Source organism: Orbaceae bacterium lpD02 (assembly GCA_036251875.1).
Lineage (GTDB): Bacteria > Pseudomonadota > Gammaproteobacteria > Enterobacterales > Orbaceae > Orbus > Orbus sturtevantii.
Genome location: CP133960.1, coordinates 1,073,458 through 1,090,565 on the forward strand (window position 1 = coordinate 1,073,458; position 17,108 = coordinate 1,090,565).

Annotated in this window: 15 protein-coding genes; 9 read left to right on the plus strand and 6 right to left on the minus strand. The window is 36.6% G+C overall.

Annotation, left to right across the window (positions count from 1 at the left end; genetic code table 11):
• Position 1: 1 nt before the first annotated feature.
• On the minus strand, positions 2-430 hold the full coding sequence (locus RHO12_04755) for a hypothetical protein (GenBank protein WVD67090.1): 429 nt from the start codon (positions 428-430) through the stop codon (positions 2-4).
• A gap of 622 nt (positions 431-1,052) precedes the next feature.
• Between RHO12_04755 and dapD the strand changes: the two genes are divergently transcribed.
• Together dapD and RHO12_04765 are read left to right on the plus strand one after the other, a co-directional pair.
• Positions 1,053-1,877, plus strand: coding sequence for a 2,3,4,5-tetrahydropyridine-2,6-dicarboxylate N-succinyltransferase (dapD, locus tag RHO12_04760; protein ID WVD67091.1), 825 nt, complete (start codon positions 1,053-1,055; stop codon positions 1,875-1,877).
• 53 nt (positions 1,878-1,930) lie between these two features.
• A complete protein-coding gene (locus RHO12_04765) occupies positions 1,931-2,422 on the plus strand; it encodes a YajQ family cyclic di-GMP-binding protein (protein WVD67092.1) in 492 nt (163 codons plus the stop codon).
• Between the two features lie 131 nt (positions 2,423-2,553).
• Here the strand turns inward: RHO12_04765 and RHO12_04770 are convergent, their stop codons facing one another.
• Positions 2,554-3,015: an NfeD family protein gene (locus RHO12_04770; protein WVD67093.1), complete on the minus strand. Its 462-nt coding sequence runs from the start codon at positions 3,013-3,015 to the stop codon at positions 2,554-2,556.
• 22 nt (positions 3,016-3,037) lie between these two features.
• A complete protein-coding gene (locus RHO12_04775; protein WVD67094.1) occupies positions 3,038-3,949 on the minus strand; it encodes an SPFH domain-containing protein in 912 nt (303 codons plus the stop codon).
• A gap of 307 nt (positions 3,950-4,256) precedes the next feature.
• On the opposite strand from RHO12_04775, the gene trxB reads away from it, so the two are divergent.
• The 7 genes from trxB (at position 4,257) to recG (ending at position 14,162) form a co-directional block, all read left to right on the plus strand.
• Positions 4,257-5,207 carry a thioredoxin-disulfide reductase gene (trxB, locus tag RHO12_04780; protein WVD67095.1) on the plus strand — a complete coding sequence of 317 codons (951 nt, stop codon included), beginning with the start codon at positions 4,257-4,259 and terminating at the stop codon, positions 5,205-5,207.
• A gap of 29 nt (positions 5,208-5,236) precedes the next feature.
• Positions 5,237-6,952, plus strand: coding sequence for a cysteine/glutathione ABC transporter permease/ATP-binding protein CydD (gene cydD / locus RHO12_04785; GenBank protein ID WVD67096.1), 1,716 nt, complete (start codon positions 5,237-5,239; stop codon positions 6,950-6,952).
• A gap of 9 nt (positions 6,953-6,961) precedes the next feature.
• Positions 6,962-8,641: a cysteine/glutathione ABC transporter ATP-binding protein/permease CydC gene (gene cydC / locus RHO12_04790; GenBank protein WVD67097.1), complete on the plus strand. Its 1,680-nt coding sequence runs from the start codon at positions 6,962-6,964 to the stop codon at positions 8,639-8,641.
• Positions 8,642-8,821: 180 nt separating this feature from the next.
• Positions 8,822-9,442, plus strand: a complete 621-nt coding sequence (gene gmk / locus RHO12_04795; protein ID WVD67098.1) for a guanylate kinase — start codon at positions 8,822-8,824, stop codon at positions 9,440-9,442.
• Between the two features lie 191 nt (positions 9,443-9,633).
• Positions 9,634-9,921 carry a DNA-directed RNA polymerase subunit omega gene (gene rpoZ / locus RHO12_04800; GenBank protein ID WVD67099.1) on the plus strand — a complete coding sequence of 96 codons (288 nt, stop codon included), beginning with the start codon at positions 9,634-9,636 and terminating at the stop codon, positions 9,919-9,921.
• A 23-nt stretch (positions 9,922-9,944) separates the two neighbouring features.
• Positions 9,945-12,071: a bifunctional GTP diphosphokinase/guanosine-3',5'-bis pyrophosphate 3'-pyrophosphohydrolase gene (gene spoT, locus RHO12_04805; protein WVD67100.1), complete on the plus strand. Its 2,127-nt coding sequence runs from the start codon at positions 9,945-9,947 to the stop codon at positions 12,069-12,071.
• 3 nt (positions 12,072-12,074) lie between these two features.
• A complete protein-coding gene (gene recG / locus RHO12_04810) occupies positions 12,075-14,162 on the plus strand; it encodes an ATP-dependent DNA helicase RecG (GenBank protein WVD67101.1) in 2,088 nt (695 codons plus the stop codon).
• Between the two features lie 49 nt (positions 14,163-14,211).
• Here the strand turns inward: recG and RHO12_04815 are convergent, their stop codons facing one another.
• The 3 genes from RHO12_04815 to RHO12_04825 all read right to left on the minus strand — a co-directional run bounded on the left by RHO12_04815 (position 14,212) and on the right by RHO12_04825 (position 17,066).
• Positions 14,212-14,871, minus strand: coding sequence for an OmpA family lipoprotein (locus tag RHO12_04815; GenBank protein WVD67102.1), 660 nt, complete (start codon positions 14,869-14,871; stop codon positions 14,212-14,214).
• Between the two features lie 124 nt (positions 14,872-14,995).
• A complete protein-coding gene (locus RHO12_04820) occupies positions 14,996-15,787 on the minus strand; it encodes a TIGR03915 family putative DNA repair protein (GenBank protein WVD67103.1) in 792 nt (263 codons plus the stop codon).
• A 10-nt stretch (positions 15,788-15,797) separates the two neighbouring features.
• Entirely contained in the window at positions 15,798-17,066 is a 1,269-nt protein-coding gene (locus RHO12_04825) for a putative DNA modification/repair radical SAM protein (protein ID WVD67104.1), read from the minus strand.
• Positions 17,067-17,108: the final 42 nt, after the last annotated feature.

A 17,108-nucleotide genomic window follows, 5' to 3' on the forward strand; every position in this document is an offset into this window, starting at 1 on the left:
TCTATTTAAAATAACCGAAAACAAGCAATAATAATGCTGTTGATACGGCGATGGTAACTAGCCAAAATCCTATAGTAACCAGTATTGGCGACAATTTTTTACGACTGAGCACGATATTAGTAGCTTTTGGGACAAGATTGAACCACGTTATCGAATGAAAGAGAGCCGCCACCAGTGAAAGTACATTCAATACAATAACAACTGGATGTTGTAAAAAGAAAATGAAACGATAAAATTCATCACGCCCCATCTCATTAGTATTGGTACAAATAACACCATACATAAGGACAATACTAACCCATAGCATAAAAAATGACGTTGATTCTCGAACGGTATAAAATAGATAATAACGTAACTTTAACCACCAATTATTGGGTATATTAGCTGAACATGGCTTACGGTATGATTCGTCTGTTTCATTTATCTTCATTTAATTACTCTTCCATTAAAACTTACTAATAGTTATATTTTAAGCTTAGCGATCAGATAATCTTTGGCACTATATCAATCTTACCGAGCTGTATCGCAAAAACGGGCTCAATATATTTAGGGCAAACTGTAGAACAAAAACCAATAAATGTACATAACCAAACGTCATGATCTTGGTTAAGTTCAGATATTCGCCGCGTTTCTTCCTTTACTTGGCTATCTAAATTATATTCGATAGTAAAATGGCCTAAAAGGCTAATCGTTATCTTATGATGTAACCAATGGCAATCCCGTCACACCTTAAAGCGCCACTAAATGAACCGCATTAATAAAAGCGCCCTACACCGCCAATAATTATGGTATCAGTTGCAATAATTTGCATTTATCGCGTTTTATTATACTGATTTTACATAAAGCTATAATTTTTACTTAGCATTGCCAATATGTACAATAAATATACTTTTTCGTTTGAAATAAAATATGTGTGATTATTTTATATTATGATTTGAACCCAATTATAATATAAAATCTTGAGCATTAAAAAGTGACTAGTTTTATATTATACTGTCCAACGACCCTCATTTAATTACTTAAAGCTTTTTGCACAAAAAAGGATATATATTATGCAACAATTACAAACTATCATCGAGGCTGCATTTGAGCGTCGAGCTGAAATCACGCCCGCTAATGTTGATACAATAACTCGTAATGCAATCAATCAAGTAGTTAACTTGTTAGATGCTGGAAAAATGCGTGTTGCAGAAAAAATTAATGGCGATTGGGTAACACATCAATGGTTAAAAAAAGCGGTATTATTATCATTTAGAATTAATGAAAACCAATTAATTGATGGCGGTGAAACTAACTATTATGACAAAGTACCCTTAAAATTTGCTGATTACGATGAGGAACGTTTCAAACAAGAAGGATTTCGTGTTGTCCCATCCGCTATCGCTCGCAAAGGTGCCTATGTAGCGCGCAATACAGTACTGATGCCATCGTATGTTAATATTGGGGCTTATGTAGATGAAGGAACAATGGTAGACACTTGGGTAACTGTTGGTTCATGTGCACAAATCGGTAAAAATGTCCATTTATCTGGCGGTGTTGGAATTGGCGGCGTGCTTGAGCCATTACAAGCAAATCCAACGATTATCGAAGACAATTGCTTTATTGGTGCTCGTAGCGAAATCGTTGAAGGCGTTATTGTTGAAGAAGGTTCGGTTATTTCCATGGGCGTTTTTATCGGCCAAAGTACTAAAATTTATGATCGTGCTACAGGTGAAGTGTTTTATGGCCGTGTACCTGCGGGCTCTGTTGTCGTGTCAGGTAATTTGCCATCTAAAGATGGTTCATACAGCTTATATTGTGCCATCATTGTGAAAAAGGTGGATGCTAAAACGCGAGGTAAAGTGGGTATTAACGAATTACTTCGTACTATTGATTAATCTTGAGGTTATCGCCATACTATGGCGGTAATTTATTTAACCGGAGCAAATACATGCCTTCTTTTGATATTGTATCAGAAATTGATATGCCTGAAGTTCGTAATGGGGTCGAGAATGCAACAAGAGAGTTAGCTACACGATGGGATTTTCGCAATATACCTGCTTCATTTGAACTAAACGAAAAAAATGAAACCATTAAGGTATCAAGCGAATCAGACTTTCAAGTCCAACAATTACTCGATATTTTACGCGATAAATTAGCTAAGCGAGGTATTGATGGCGGCGCACTTGAGATCCCAGAAGAGCTAGAGCACAGCGGCAAAACTTATTCTACAACAGTAAAACTTAAACAAGGTATTGATAAAGAGATAGCTAAAAAACTCGTTAAGTTAATCAAAGATAGTAAATTAAAAGTGCAAGCACAAGTGCAAGGCGAACAAGTCAGAGTTACGGCTAAAGCGCGTGATGACTTGCAAGCGACGATTGCATTAGTAAAAAGCGCTGATTTACAGCAACCTTTTCAATTCAATAACTTTCGTGACTAGCGCTTATATTTATTAACTATAAAATAGCAAAAGTTATAGCATGCTTTAATTGTTACTATGACCTTTTTTATTATTAATCAGTTGTAATTATCTAAGGAAGAAGGGTAACTAATTTGTTACCCTTTGAATTATTAAGCTATTTTTATTACTTTAAGTATTAGTCCATCGACCGCGATGACTTCGACACGTTGGCCAATATGAAGATCTTCATTACAAGTTGCTGACCAAGTACCATCTTTAATTTTGACTCGCCCATAGCCGTTTTTAATCGGCTCTACAACAACAGTCCTGATACCAATCAACTCTCTTTGTGGTTGATTTAAGGTCCCTTTTTCAGCTTTATCTCCATCATGTTTTTTTAACCATAGCCACCAAATATAAGCAGTTGCTAACGTGAATATCGCGAATAAAACCCATAAAACTGGCCATGAAAGTGGAATTATCCACGCAATCAGACCAACAATAAAAGCTGAAATTCCACTCCATAGAGAATAACCTGCAGTACCAAGTAATTCAATAATAAGCAAAATCCCCCCTAGCGCAATAAAAATCCAGTGGGGGTTAGAATGTATTACTGATAAAAATTCAGTCATTATGATCCTCTAATTGGCTAAATTATTTTTTAGTATTATTAATTAATTCCGTAATACCACCAATGCTTCCCATTAAGCTACTTGCATCAAGAGGCATCATAATTACTTTACTATTTTCAGCTGAACCAATTTGTTTCAGCGCATCAGTATATTTCTGTGCAACAAAATAATTAATTGCATTGATGTTACCAGCTGCAATCGCATCAGATACCATTTGAGTGGCTTTAGCTTCAGCTTCAGCTGCACGTTCACGCGCTTCTGCTTGTAAAAATGCGGCTTGCCTTTCACCTTCTGCTTTTAAGATTTCTGATTGTTTTTCGCCTTCAGAGCGGAGTATTGCAGCTTGTCGAACACCTTCGGCCTCCAAAACTTCTGCACGTTTGTTTCGCTCAGCCTTCATTTGTGCATTCATCGCAGCAATAAGTTCTGTCGGCGGACGAACATCGCGAATTTCAATACGTGTAATCTTAACTCCCCATGGGTTTGTCGCTTCATCAACAATACCGAGTAAACGCGTATTAATATGATCCCGCTGTGATAACATTTCGTCGAGTTCCATCGCCCCTAAAACCGTACGGATATTTGTCATCATCAAATTTAACACCGCGCGCTCAAGTTGATTAACTTGGTATGCTGCCCTTGCCGCATCTTGCACTTGAATAAAGCAAACTGCGTCGATTTGTACATTAGCGTTATCTTTAGAAATAACCTCTTGCGATGGAATGTCTAACACTTGTTCCATCATATTAATTTTACGCCCAATGCTATCCATATAAGGGATAATAATATTTAAACCAGGCTCTAATGTGTGAGTATATTTGCCAAAACGTTCGATAGTATATTGATATCCTTGAGGAACAACAGTGATCGCTTTTAATACAGTAATTAATGCTAGTAAAACCAAAACGCCAATAACAATATAAAATATAGACATAGAAATTCTCTCAATTATTTAGTCATTAAAATGGCTCTCATTTTATGTGTTATTAAGTTAATTTCCTAGTATTTATATTACTTAAAATAAAATTTTATTAATTTGTTCTAATTTTGATATTCATATTTAAATAATCCAATAAAAAAAGTTAAATAGTTTATATTGCGATAAATAACCTATTAATATAATCAATAAACTTAATAGAAAAAATTGACTAATGTAATACAATAGCTAGCAATATCTAATCGTGTTAGACTGACCAGCAAATAGTGTCTACCAAGCTATAGGCTAAATAGTAGGAGTTTTAATGAATAGTAAACATTCGCGTTTAATGATTTTAGGATCTGGTCCAGCAGGTTATACCGCGGCAATTTATGCCGCGAGAGCCAATTTAAAACCAGTTTTAATTACGGGTATGCAAGAAGGTGGACAATTAACAACCACGACGGAAATTGAAAACTGGCCGTCAGCAGAGATCGAACTTACTGGCCCAGAATTAATGGTCAAAATGCGTGAACATGCAGAGCGCTTTGAAACAGAGATTATTTTAGATCAAATCGAACGTGTCGATTTTAGCCAAAAACCATTTAAGCTTTATGGGGGCGAAACCCTTTACACTTGTGATGCGCTAATTATCGCAACGGGGGCTAGCGCGCAATATTTAGGTTTACCATCGGAAGATGCGTTTAAAGGTAAAGGTGTATCAGCTTGTGCAACATGTGATGGTTTCTTTTATCGCAACCAAAAAGTTGCTGTAGTCGGTGGCGGTAATACGGCTGTTGAAGAAGCGCTGTATTTAGCTAATATCGCCAGCGAAGTACATTTAATTCATCGTCGTGATGAGTTTAGAGCAGAAAAAATTCTTATAAATCGTTTAATGACAAAGGTAGCCGAAGGTAAAATTATTTTACACACCCATCAGACACTTGATGAAATATTAGGTGATCAAATGGGGGTAACCAGTGTCCGAGTGCGTAGCACACAAGACAAGCAAACAACAAAACAAATTGATGTTATGGGAGTCTTTATCGCTATTGGTCATAAACCTAATACAGCTATTTTTGGCGAGCAACTAGAACTCGACAATGGTTATATCAAAGTGAAATCAGGACTAAAAGGTAATGCCACACAGACCAGCGTTGAAGGGGTTTTTGCGGCGGGAGATGTAATGGATCATATTTATCGCCAAGCTATTACATCAGCTGGTACTGGTTGTATGGCCGCACTTGATGCCGAACATTATCTTGATAACCTATAGTCTTGTTAATTTAAAACAATGTAGAAATTATGTCATCTCCGTTAGATAAACAGCGCCAAAAACAATTACTAAATTGGCTAAAGGCACAACCTAAGCAGCATAAAAAAATATTACGTGGCTCAATATTAACTGGTTTTATGTCTGCTTTATGTATCGTTGCTCAAGCCATATTACTCGCCTTGATACTGCAAAATTTAATTATCGTTCAGAGCGATTTTTTTACTATTTTACCCTATTTTATCGCGCTTGCGATAGTCTTTATCGTCCGTGCATTATTAACCTATATACGTGAAAAAATTAATTTTTTATTAGGACTCTCTTTACGTAAAACAATCCGTCAAAAGCTAATAGATAAGATTGAACAAACTGGACCTCCAGCAATTAGCCAACATACAAGTGGCGGGCTAAGTACTTTATTAATTGAACAAATAGAAGATTTACAAGATTTTTATGCTCGCTACTTACCACAAATTAGCCTAGCAACAATGATCCCTTTGCTTATCTTAATTGTCATATTGCCATTTAACTGGGCTGCTGCCCTAATTTTATTTTGTACCGCTCCGCTGATCCCAATATTTATGATTTTAGTCGGCATGGGAGCTGCTGATGTTAACCGTAAAAATTTTAAAGCACTAGCGTATTTAAGCGGTCATTTTTTAGATAGATTAAAAGGACTACAAACAATAAAATTATTTAATCAAGGTGCAAGACAAACTAAAGCGATCAATCATTCAGCCGAAGACTTTCGTATCAAAACAATGAATGTGTTAAAAATGGCATTTCTCTCATCGGCGGTATTAGAATTTTTTGCTTCTATTTCTATCGCCATCGTTGCTGTATATTTTGGTTTTTCTTATTTGGGCGAAATCCATTTTGGATCTTATAGCGGAACAGTCACCTTATTTGCTGGTTTTTTTGCCCTCATCCTCGCGCCCGAATTTTTTCAACCATTAAGGGATTTAGGTACCTATTATCATGCCAAAGCGCAAGCCATTGCAGCAGCAGATAATATTGAAACATTTTTGGCGACATCAGCCAGCGATATGGTTAAGCAAACGCAAATAGAAACAATAAAAATTGATAGGATTGATACGATAACTGCGCAAGATTTAATTATTTTATCGCCAGATAATCAACCTATTGTTGGCCCGCTAAGCTTTAGCCTTAAAGCGCCGTTTAATCTGGCGCTTATGGGGGCAAGTGGCGGAGGAAAAAGCTCACTATTAAACCTATTACTCGGCTTTTTACCTTATAAAGGTTCGCTAAAAATTAATCAGATAGAATTTAATTTACTTGATCTTGCTAAATGGCGAACGCAAGTCAGTTGGCTAGGCCAAAACCCTTATTTGCTCAATAATTCTATTCGTAATAATATCTTGCTCGCAAATCCAAATGCCAGTGAAAAAATGTTAAATGATGCAATTAACCATGCACAATTATCTGATTTTATTCAACAACTACCAAATGGACTTGATACCCAGATTGGTGAAGATTCAGTTAGATTATCCGTTGGCCAAGCTCAGCGCATTGCAATCGCTAGAGCACTTTTAAAACCATGTAATTTATTATTACTTGATGAGCCAACAGCTAGCTTGGACAAACAAACCGCACACGAAATTGAAGCAATTTTAATCAGTAATTATCAAACATGTAATATCATCACCGTAACTCATCATAATAGTGAAATCATGGCATTTGATCAGATTTGGCAATTGCGTGAGCAGCAAATCTATATTGATAAATAGGGAAATATCATGCTGACAAAACTATTACCTTACATTAAGCTTTATCGACATTATTTTTTTATGGTTTTACTCGGTACTATTTTAGTGCTACTTACTCTTGGTGCCAGTATTTTTCTACTTTCCCTTTCAGGCTGGTTTTTATCGGCGACCGCATTTGTTGGAGTGGCTGGCTTATATACCTTTAATTATATGCTGCCCGCCGCTGGCGTCAGAGGGGCAGCAATAATAAGAACTGCCGCTCGTTATGCAGAAAGATTAGTTAACCATGATACCACCTTTAAAATACTATCGTATTTAAGAACTCATGCATTTAAACGCATATTGCCATTGTGTGCCATGCAAATGCAGCGCTATCAAAAAGCAGATTTACTTAATCGTTTTATTGCGGATATCGATAATTTAGATCACCTTTATTTAAGGCTGTTTATGCCAATTGTGAGTGGTGTATTAATGACAATACTCATTTATTTCGCTGTTGGTTACTTTGACCAAACCATCGCGGGCACTATCTCGATAATATTGTTAATGACGATCCTAGTCATACCAATAATATTTTATCAAGCGGGTAAATTAATTGGTGCAAAAATTGCTGAACAAAAAAGTGAATATCGTCAAAAATTAATTAGTTATCTGCAAGGGCAAGCCGAGTTGATATTATTCAATGCAACTAAACAGTACCGTTTACAGTTAGATGAAATAGAACAACAATGGCTAGCCAATCAACAAAAACAAGCAACTTTGTTAAGCCTTTCAAGTGCATTAATTTTACTCATTATTGGAATAATGACGCTATTAATTATATTTTTAGCGGCCGATGGCGTCGCAAATTATCAGCAACCCATTATTGCTTTATTTATTTTTGTTGGCTTATCTTGTGCTGAGATACTGACACCTATCCCTGGAGCATTTCTCTTTTTAGGTCAAGTGCTAACTTCTGCAGAGCGAATGAATGAATTAAGGCAACTACAACCCAAAATAACCTTTCCTGATACGGGTGAAAAAGCTGATTTGAATCACTGTGAAATTGTCTTTACTGATGTGACATTTTCTTATCCAAATCAGCCATTTAACGTTTTCGAGCAGATTAATTTTACTATCAAAAATGGCGAGCATGTTGCATTAATCGGCAAAACAGGCTGTGGGAAATCCACATTATTAAGTCTCATTAGCCGTACGTTGTCGACTAAAAATGGGCAAATTTTTTTAAACCAGCAAGATATTACACGATTTGATGAAGCGACATTACGTAGTTTTATGGCAGTTATTCCACAAACTATTGATATTTTTAGCGATACGCTACGTAGCAATTTATTAATTGCCAATCCTGATGCGTCAGATAACGAACTAAGAGCAGTATTAGCCAGCGTTGAACTTGAAAAACTCACTAATAGCCAAGAAGGTCTTAATCTTTGGCTAGGTGAAGGAGGTAGGGCATTATCTGGAGGAGAAAAGCGCCGTATTGGAATTGCTAGGGCACTACTACATAAGGCGCCATTAATATTAATGGATGAACCTACAGAAAGCTTAGATAACCAAATTGAACAACAAATTTTAACAATTATTAAAAAATGTTACGCTGACAAAACACTGGTTATGGTTACTCATCGATTAACTGAAAATGACTGGTTTGATAGAGTTTATATGCTAAAAAACGCTCAATTGTCAATCGTGAATACAAAGTCACTTTGATTGGGCTATTTTTTATTATTAAATATTATTACAGTATAAAATTTGACTATTGATTAAAGAATAATAGTAATAGCATGATTGCTTGTATTACTATTTTAATGAAATTGATAAACGCTAATGCTTTTATTTTTGTTTAATATCATCAATAATAGCGCTAATTAACCTAAATAAAAAAAGCTTATGTATACAGGAACACTTTTTATCATCTCAGCGCCAAGTGGTGCGGGGAAATCAAGTCTTATAAAAGCTTACCTTAACCAAGGTAGCCAGCAAATCGCAAGTGTATCAATCTCTCATACTACCCGCCAGCCAAGACCGGGGGAAAACAACGGTGAACATTACTATTTTGTCGATCATCGAGAATTTGAAAGCTTAATTGAGCAAGATGCTTTTGTCGAGTATGCCAAAGTGTTCGATCATTATTATGGCACATCAAAAGCAGCTATCGATAGCAGTTTAAAACAAGGCATTAATATATTTTTAGACATTGACTGGCAAGGTGCAAGACAAGTCAGAGAAAAAATGCCGAATGCAAAAAGTATTTTTATTTTGCCGCCCTCATTAACTGAATTAGAAAAAAGACTGATCAAGCGCCAGCAAGATTCTCTTGAGGTCATTGCTAAACGCATGCACAAAGCTAAATCAGAGATGTCTCATTATGCTGAATATGACTATTTAATCATTAATGATGATTTTCCTAGCGCCTTAAACGCATTAACAGCGATTATTAAAGCGGATAGTTTACGTACAAATAAACAGTTATTATTAAATAAGTATACCATCGATAACCTTATCGATTAGATTTATAAAACTTTGCGCTAACAACCAGTTAGCGTTATATTTTATTAAAAAACACCATTAACCCTAATGATATTTATCAAATTATAGTAAACATTTCGCATTAAAACTTAAATAAGCATAGCAATCTACGCTAAATTTAAGTAAAATTGATGATTATTCTAGAGAAATCCACTATTGATTATGAGGTAAGTATGGCTCGTGTAACCGTTCAAGACGCAGTTGATAAAATTGGTAACCGATTTGATTTAGTATTAGTTGCGGCAAGGCGCGCGCATCAAATTCAATCTGAAGGTAAAACGCCACTAGTCGCAGAAGAAAATGATAAGGAAACTGTTATTGCGCTGCGTGAAATAGAACAAGGTTTGGTCAATAAAAAAATTCTCGATACTGCTGATTATCAAGCGCGTCAAGAAGAAACGGAAACGCGTTCTATACTCCATGAAACAATTCTTTTCGAAAACACACCATCATACGAATAAAACTATAAGCAAAGCATCATAAAATGACAGCTGATATGCAATATTTTGCTTCATTAGAGAAAAGAATCAAAAGCTATCTTCCAGGTAAGCAAGTCAAGCAAATCCGAGAAGCTTATATGTTTGCTTATGGTGCTCATGATGGTCAATTTCGCTCAAGTGGTGAACCTTACATCACCCACCCAGTTGCCGTTGCTTGTATTCTTGCCGATATGCAACTGGACTTTGAAACAATTATTGCTGCATTATTGCATGATACGATTGAAGATACGCCCATTACTTATGAAAAGGTTGTCGAGCGATTTGGTGAGGATGTTGCTCAACTAGTCGAAGGGGTTTCTAAGCTCGACAAGCTTAAATTTCGTAATCGTCAAGAAGCTCAAGCTGAGAATTTTCGCAAAATGGTGCTTGCGATGGTTAAGGATGTGCGAGTCATTTTAATCAAACTTGCTGATCGTACCCATAATATGCGCACGTTAGAATCATTAAGACCTGATAAACGCCGCCGAATAGCGAAAGAAACCCTTGAAATATATGCTCCCCTAGCTTATCGCTTAGGGATTAATCATATTAAAACTGAGCTTGAAGTACTTGGTTTTACCGCTATGCACCCGAATAGAGCTAAAGTTATTGAAAAGGTGATTTCATCTGCAAGAAAAACGCGTAAAGAGTTAATCAAGCAAATTTTAGTTGAAATTGAAGAGCGATTAAATCACGCAAAAATTAAAGCTAAGGTAGAAGGTCTCGAAAAAAATATCTATGCTATTTACCAAAAAATGCTACTTCGTGAGCAAAACTTTCGCTCAATTATGGATATCTATATTTTCCGTATTATTGTCAAAGACGTTGATAGCTGTTATCGAGTATTAGGTTTAGTTCATAATTTATATAAACCCCGCCTGAATCGTTTTAAAGATTATATCGCGATCCCAAAAGTCAATGGTTACCAATCACTTCACTCCTCTTTAATTGGTCCACATGGTACGCCTGTCGAAATCCAAATTCGCACGGCAGATATGAATCAAATGGCTGAAATGGGCGTTGCGGCTCATTGGACCTATGATAAAAACGATGAGATGAATAATACAACTGCACAAATTAAAGCGCATCGTTGGATGCAAAATTTACTAGAATTACAACAAAATGTCGTTAGCTCATTTGAATTTATTGAAAATGTTAAATCAGATTTATTTCCTAAAGAAATTTATGTATTTACACCTAAAGGGCGTATTGTAGAATTACCAGAAGGTGCGACACCTGTTGATTTAGCTTATGCGGTTCATACTGATATTGGGCATCAATGCATTGGCGCAGTAGTCGATCGCAAGCCGTCCCCACTTTCACAGCCTTTGAAAAATGGACAAACAGTGGAGATTTTAACCTCTCCAAATAGTAGACCTAATGCGGGCTGGCTAAATTTTGTCGTTAGCTCGAAAGCGCGTGCACGTATTCGTCAAGCATTAAAAAGCTTAAAACGAGAAGATGCTATTGCGTTAGGTAAGCGATTATTAAATTACTCTTTAATGGGACAAGGCGGCATTAACTCAATCCCTAAAAGAAAAATTGATAAATTGATGAGTATTACTAAATTAAACTCTTTTGATGATCTACTCGCGGAAATTGGCCTAGGTAATATCATGAGCCAATTTGTCATAAAAAGCCTTGAGTACAGCGATGACGTTGACATTAACCAATATGGTTTAAATAAAAAGTTAGCAATCACTGGAACAGAAGGATTATTAGTCTCTCTTGCTAAATGTTGTCACCCTATTCCTGATGATCCTATTATTGGTAGAATAAGCCCAGAAAAAGGCTTGACTATTCATCATGAATCATGCCGTAATATTATTGGTTACCAAAGCCATCCGGATAAATATGTACCGCTAGAATGGTCTCCCGCTCCAGATCAATTGTTTATTGCTGAAATTTGGATTGACATCATAAATAATGCCGCTACAGCATTAGCAAACATTATTTCAGCCATTAATGCTGAATCAGCTAATGTACAATGGCTAAATACCGAAAAGAAAGATGCCAAAATTTATACTATTATTTTGCATATAGAAGTTAAAAACTCAATCCAACTAAATGAAATCATTCGTAAAATAAATTATCAGCAAGAAGTGGTCAATATTAATCGTAATATCAATTAAATTATGGCTGATAAACGATTACTCAACCACTTAACCATTAGCCATTTACCTGGACTTGGTGATGCATTAGCAAAAAAATTCAACTCATTAGGAATCTATACCATTGGCGACCTACTATTGCATTTACCCATGCGTTATGAAGATCGTTCTAGTTCAAGCACCATCGCAACGTTATCCATTGCGGAGCATACGACCATTCAAGGTCAAATTATAAAAAGTGAAGTCATCATCGCTAAAAAGCGTATGCTAATTTGTACCGTTCAAGATGAAACCGGTATTATCAACCTCCGTTTTATGAATTTTTATCCTGGCCAAAAACAAAATATGGCAGTAGGTAAATGGCTAAAAGCCTACGGTGAAGTAAAAAAAGGCAAAATATACCTTGAAATGATCCACCCTCAAGTACAAATCCGCGATAACGAGCAAGCACTTGACGACATCGAAACTGAAAGATATACCCCAATTTACCCTGCCACTTATGGTTTAACTCAAACCATGCTGCGTAAATTTATTAATTTAGCTTTAATACTATTAATACGTAATCCTTCACCAGAACTCATTCCTGATAAGTTTTTAATTGGCTTTCCAAGTATAGAACAAGCTTTAAAAATTATTCATGAACCACCATTAGATACCGATATTAACGCTTTAGAGAACGGTGATCATCCAGCTAAAAAACGGTTAATATTTGAAGAATTACTTGCTTACCATTTAAGCATGCAAATAACTAAATCATATAACCAAACACAACAAGCAGTAGCGCTGAAAGTAACCAATAAATATATTGCACCTTTTCTGCGTGGATTACCCTTCACACCAACTAATGCCCAAAATCGTGTTGTGAATGAAATTTGGCATGATATGGCAAAGAATATCCCGATGATGCGCCTTGTTCAAGGTGATGTAGGTTCAGGGAAAACATTGGTCGCGGGGCTAGCGGCACTTAATGCACTCGAAAATAACCAACAAGTTGTATTAATGGCACCAACTGAAATTTTAGCCGAGCAACACTATCTCAATTTTTGTCAATGGTTTGAGCCACTAGGCCTCACTGTCAGCTTATTGTCAGGAAAATTAACCGCTAAAAATAAACGTGAGTGTTATACCAGTTTACAATCAGGGCAGACTGATATGCTAATTGGAACGCACGCAGTGTTTGTTGAGCAAGTTAAATTTGCTAATTTAGGTCTGGTTATTATTGATGAGCAACATCGCTTTGGTGTTGCTCAGCGGTTGTCATTATGGCAAAAAGGTGTGAAAGATAATATTTATCCTCATCAACTGATTATGACTGCGACACCAATTCCTCGAACACTAGCCATGACGGTTTATGCTGATCTTGATGTTTCAACTATTGATGAACTACCTCCTGGCCGAACCCCAATTACCACAGTTGTGCTACCAAATACTCGCCGTAACGACGTTGTAGCAAGAATCCAACAAGCCTGCCTTGAAGGAAAACAAGCTTACTGGGTATGCACTTTAGTTGAAGAATCTGAGATTCTTGAGGCCCAAGCTGCTGAAGTTGTTTTTGCCGAGTTACAAGAATTATTACCTGATATTAAAGTTGGTCTGATCCACGGTAAAATGAAACCCGTACAAAAGCAGGAAGTAATGCAGGCTTTTAAGCAAGGTAATATTCAATTATTAATTGCGACAACAGTTATTGAAGTTGGTGTTGATGTGCCAAATGCTAGCTTAATGGTTATTGAAAATGCAGAGCGATTAGGCTTATCACAACTTCACCAGCTACGTGGTCGAGTCGGACGAGGTAGTGAAGCGTCACACTGTGTACTGATGTATCAAATGCCACTTAGCCGAGTAACCAAAGAAAGACTGAATATTATGCGTGATAGCAATGATGGTTTTGTTATCGCACAAAAAGATTTAGAGATCCGTGGTGGTGGTGAAATATTAGGTACAAGACAAGTTGGCATTGCAGGTTTTAAAGTCGTTGATCTGATCCGCGATCAACATATGATAAGCACAGTACAAAATGTATCAGCTTATTTACTCATACACCATCCAAGCGCAGCGATTGCTATTGTTGATAGTTGGTTACCCGATAGAACCAAATACATTAACGCATAAAAATCGCAAGGCACTGGATTAAACAGTGCCTATTATATTACGAATCTGATTATTGCAACGGTGATAAGGTGATCTCGACACGGCGATTTTGTGCCCGCCCAGCGTCGGTATTATTTGCAGCAATAGGCTGTGAAGCTCCTGCACCATAAACAGACATTCTTGCCGCTGAAGTTCCTTGTTGAATTAATAGATTAGCCACACTATTAGCTCGCTCTAATGATAATTTTTGATTAGTTGCATTGCTGCCCGTTGAATCAGTATGACCGACGATATTGATCGCTGTTTTTGGGTATTCCTTTAGCACCAAAGCAACACTTGTCAATGTCTCAGTACCCAACGGTTTAAGTGTCGAACTGCTGGTATCGAAAGTCACGTTATTTGGCATATTAAGGATAATATTGTCACCCGATCGCGTTATGCTGACACCCGTATTACGTAATTTATTACGTAATTTAGTTTCTTGAACATCCATATATGCACCGACGCCACCACCCACTACCGCACCAGAAGCCGCACCAATTAATGCTCCTTTCCCTCGATCACTTTTAGAGGAGGATAAAACACCAATTCCGGCTCCGACAGCACTCCCCAGAATCGCGCCTTTCGTGGTATTGGCAACTTTTTGTTCGCCAGTATAAGGATCGGTCGAGCAAGCCGATAATACTAATGTAGAACTTAATGCTAATATTGCGATTGAATAGATTTTCATTTTATTCCTCATTCCAATTATTACTGACAAGTATTCATTATCATTATTGCAGCATAACAAATACAGCGATTACCATATAAAAATTACCACACAGAAATACGGTTTAGTTTAAGCTTATTTTACACTAAGTATTACTCAAATCGTGCCACGTTTCAGGTAAATATTGCCAAAATCGTGTCGGCATAAACTGCCGTTGCAATTTAGGGTTAATACGCTCTTTAATTGTAGTTGCTTGGCAATAACGATACCACATGCTTTGAAATTTTTTTTCATTTGCTGAAAGGTAACGTTCATTAATAATGCCATCGGTAAGCAAACCATCTTGCTCATTTAACGTTATAATTTCTGTTTGAGTTAAGTCATATAAATAACCATATTGCCTTTTTGTATCAAAAATTGCCCATTTTTGATCAGCAAAACGGTCCTGAAAAAAATCAATGGCAAACGGTAACGTGTTGTATCGAGGCGATACAGTTGCAAAATAAACTTTATCATTTTGATTATTAATAATATTAAAACGAACAAACATCATTAAATAGTGTCGTTCATGTGATACTTTTTGCGCCAATTTCTTTATTGCGAGTACGTCTGGATCAGCAAAATCATGACTAATATCACGCTTATTTTTAAACACTTTAACAAGATAATTAAAAAGAAGCATTGCCCTTTCGGGGCACTCTGAATACCACACATAAGTTAGTTGAGTCAGTGCGATAGGTGGCAAACGCTTTTTCATCGCTTGACTAACGCGGTTATATTTTTCCTCTGTCGTTTGTACTAGATGCTCTTCTGATGCTAATAATGGCAAAACATCCTCATGTGTAAGAATTGACTGTGGCCATTTTTTTAATAAAAATGCGTCGAAAATAGCAGAAAGTAATCCTTCAAAACTCTGGTCATAGCGAAAAATAATCATACTTACTTCCCTACAACGCCATGGTTAGTTGCTGTGGTAGCGGTCTCGTTTTGGCTTGTTCGATCAGAGGAGCTTCTTGCAATGATAAGCGAATATACTGTGCTGAAGACTCTTGCAACTTAAAAGTACGCATCTCATGACAAACAATAAAAAACTGAGCGCGTTTGAGTACGACACCTATGCGCTTTAAAGCATCAAGGTTAAGGCGGCTATGTTGGCGTGCCGATACAATCAAGCGAGCCGATTTAATGCCAATCCCTGGCACTCTTAATATTTGCTCATAGCTTGCCCTGTTAATATCAATAGGAAAATAACTTGGATTACGAATTGCCCAACTGAGTTTAGGATCCATATCTAAATCTAGTGATTGATGATCATCATTTACAATTTCATCAACATTAAAGTGATAAAACCTTAATAACCAATCAGCTTGATATAATCTATTTTCACGAATTCTCGGCACATCTTTTACCATTGGTAACCTTGTATCGTAGCTATTTACCGGAATAAAACCTGAGTAATAAACGCGTTTCATGCTTGGCCGTTTATAAAGCTTTGAGGTCAATTGCAAAATTTGTTGATCCGTTTCATCGCTGGCTCCGACAATAATTTGGGTGCTTTGCCCTGCTGCAGCAAATTTAGGTGCATGATGAAATTTTTGCCGTTCTTCTTTATTTTCAATGAGGTGCTGTTGAATGTGGCGCATCGGTAAATAGATACTTTGGTGATCTTTATCTGGTGCTAAGCGTTTTAGATTTTGCTCTGTGGCTATTTCTAAATTAACACTTAATCTATCAGCATATAGCCCTGCTTGATAGACAAGTTCGCTGCTCGCTCCTGGAATTGCCTTCATATGGATATAGCCATTAAAACCATGGATAATACGTAAATCTTTAATGACTCGGATCATTCTTTCCATCGTATGATCAGCATTTTTAATAATGCCTGAGCTTAAAAATAGCCCTTCAATATAATTTCGGCGATAAAATTCAATCGTTAGCTCTGCTAACTCCTTAGGAGAAAAGGCAGCGCGTTCAATATCATTGCTGCTTCGATTGATACAATATGCACAATCATACAAGCAAAAATTAGTCAGCATAATCTTTAACAATGCAATGCAGCGACCATCTGCAGTAAAACTATGGCAAATGCCCCATCCTTGCGTACTACCAATTCCACCATTTTGGTTTTTACGGGTTGTTCCACTTGAAGCGCAAGAAACATCGTATTTAGCCGATTCCGCCAAAATTTCTAGTTTTTTAATCGTACTATCTTGCATAACTCACCCTTTGTAACTGTATAAAAATACAGTATAATTAAT

Excerpts from the sequence above, each read along its gene's own strand:
- gmk (WVD67098.1), top strand. The coding sequence starts at position 8,822 with ATGTATACAGGAACACTTTTTATCATCTCAGCGCCAAGTGGTGCGGGG.
- rpoZ (WVD67099.1), top strand. The coding sequence starts at position 9,634 with ATGGCTCGTGTAACCGTTCAAGACGCAGTTGATAAAATTGGTAACCGA.
- recG (WVD67101.1), top strand. The coding sequence starts at position 12,075 with ATGGCTGATAAACGATTACTCAACCACTTAACCATTAGCCATTTACCT.
- RHO12_04755 (WVD67090.1), bottom strand. The coding sequence starts at position 430 with ATGAAGATAAATGAAACAGACGAATCATACCGTAAGCCATGTTCAGCT.
- RHO12_04815 (WVD67102.1), bottom strand. The coding sequence starts at position 14,871 with ATGAAAATCTATTCAATCGCAATATTAGCATTAAGTTCTACATTAGTA.
- RHO12_04770 (WVD67093.1), bottom strand. The coding sequence starts at position 3,015 with ATGACTGAATTTTTATCAGTAATACATTCTAACCCCCACTGGATTTTT.
- dapD (WVD67091.1), top strand. The coding sequence starts at position 1,053 with ATGCAACAATTACAAACTATCATCGAGGCTGCATTTGAGCGTCGAGCT.
- cydD (WVD67096.1), top strand. The coding sequence starts at position 5,237 with ATGTCATCTCCGTTAGATAAACAGCGCCAAAAACAATTACTAAATTGG.
- cydC (WVD67097.1), top strand. The coding sequence starts at position 6,962 with ATGCTGACAAAACTATTACCTTACATTAAGCTTTATCGACATTATTTT.
- RHO12_04775 (WVD67094.1), bottom strand. The coding sequence starts at position 3,949 with ATGTCTATATTTTATATTGTTATTGGCGTTTTGGTTTTACTAGCATTA.
- spoT (WVD67100.1), top strand. The coding sequence starts at position 9,945 with ATGACAGCTGATATGCAATATTTTGCTTCATTAGAGAAAAGAATCAAA.
- RHO12_04825 (WVD67104.1), bottom strand. The coding sequence starts at position 17,066 with ATGCAAGATAGTACGATTAAAAAACTAGAAATTTTGGCGGAATCGGCT.
- RHO12_04820 (WVD67103.1), bottom strand. The coding sequence starts at position 15,787 with ATGATTATTTTTCGCTATGACCAGAGTTTTGAAGGATTACTTTCTGCT.
- RHO12_04765 (WVD67092.1), top strand. The coding sequence starts at position 1,931 with ATGCCTTCTTTTGATATTGTATCAGAAATTGATATGCCTGAAGTTCGT.
- trxB (WVD67095.1), top strand. The coding sequence starts at position 4,257 with ATGAATAGTAAACATTCGCGTTTAATGATTTTAGGATCTGGTCCAGCA.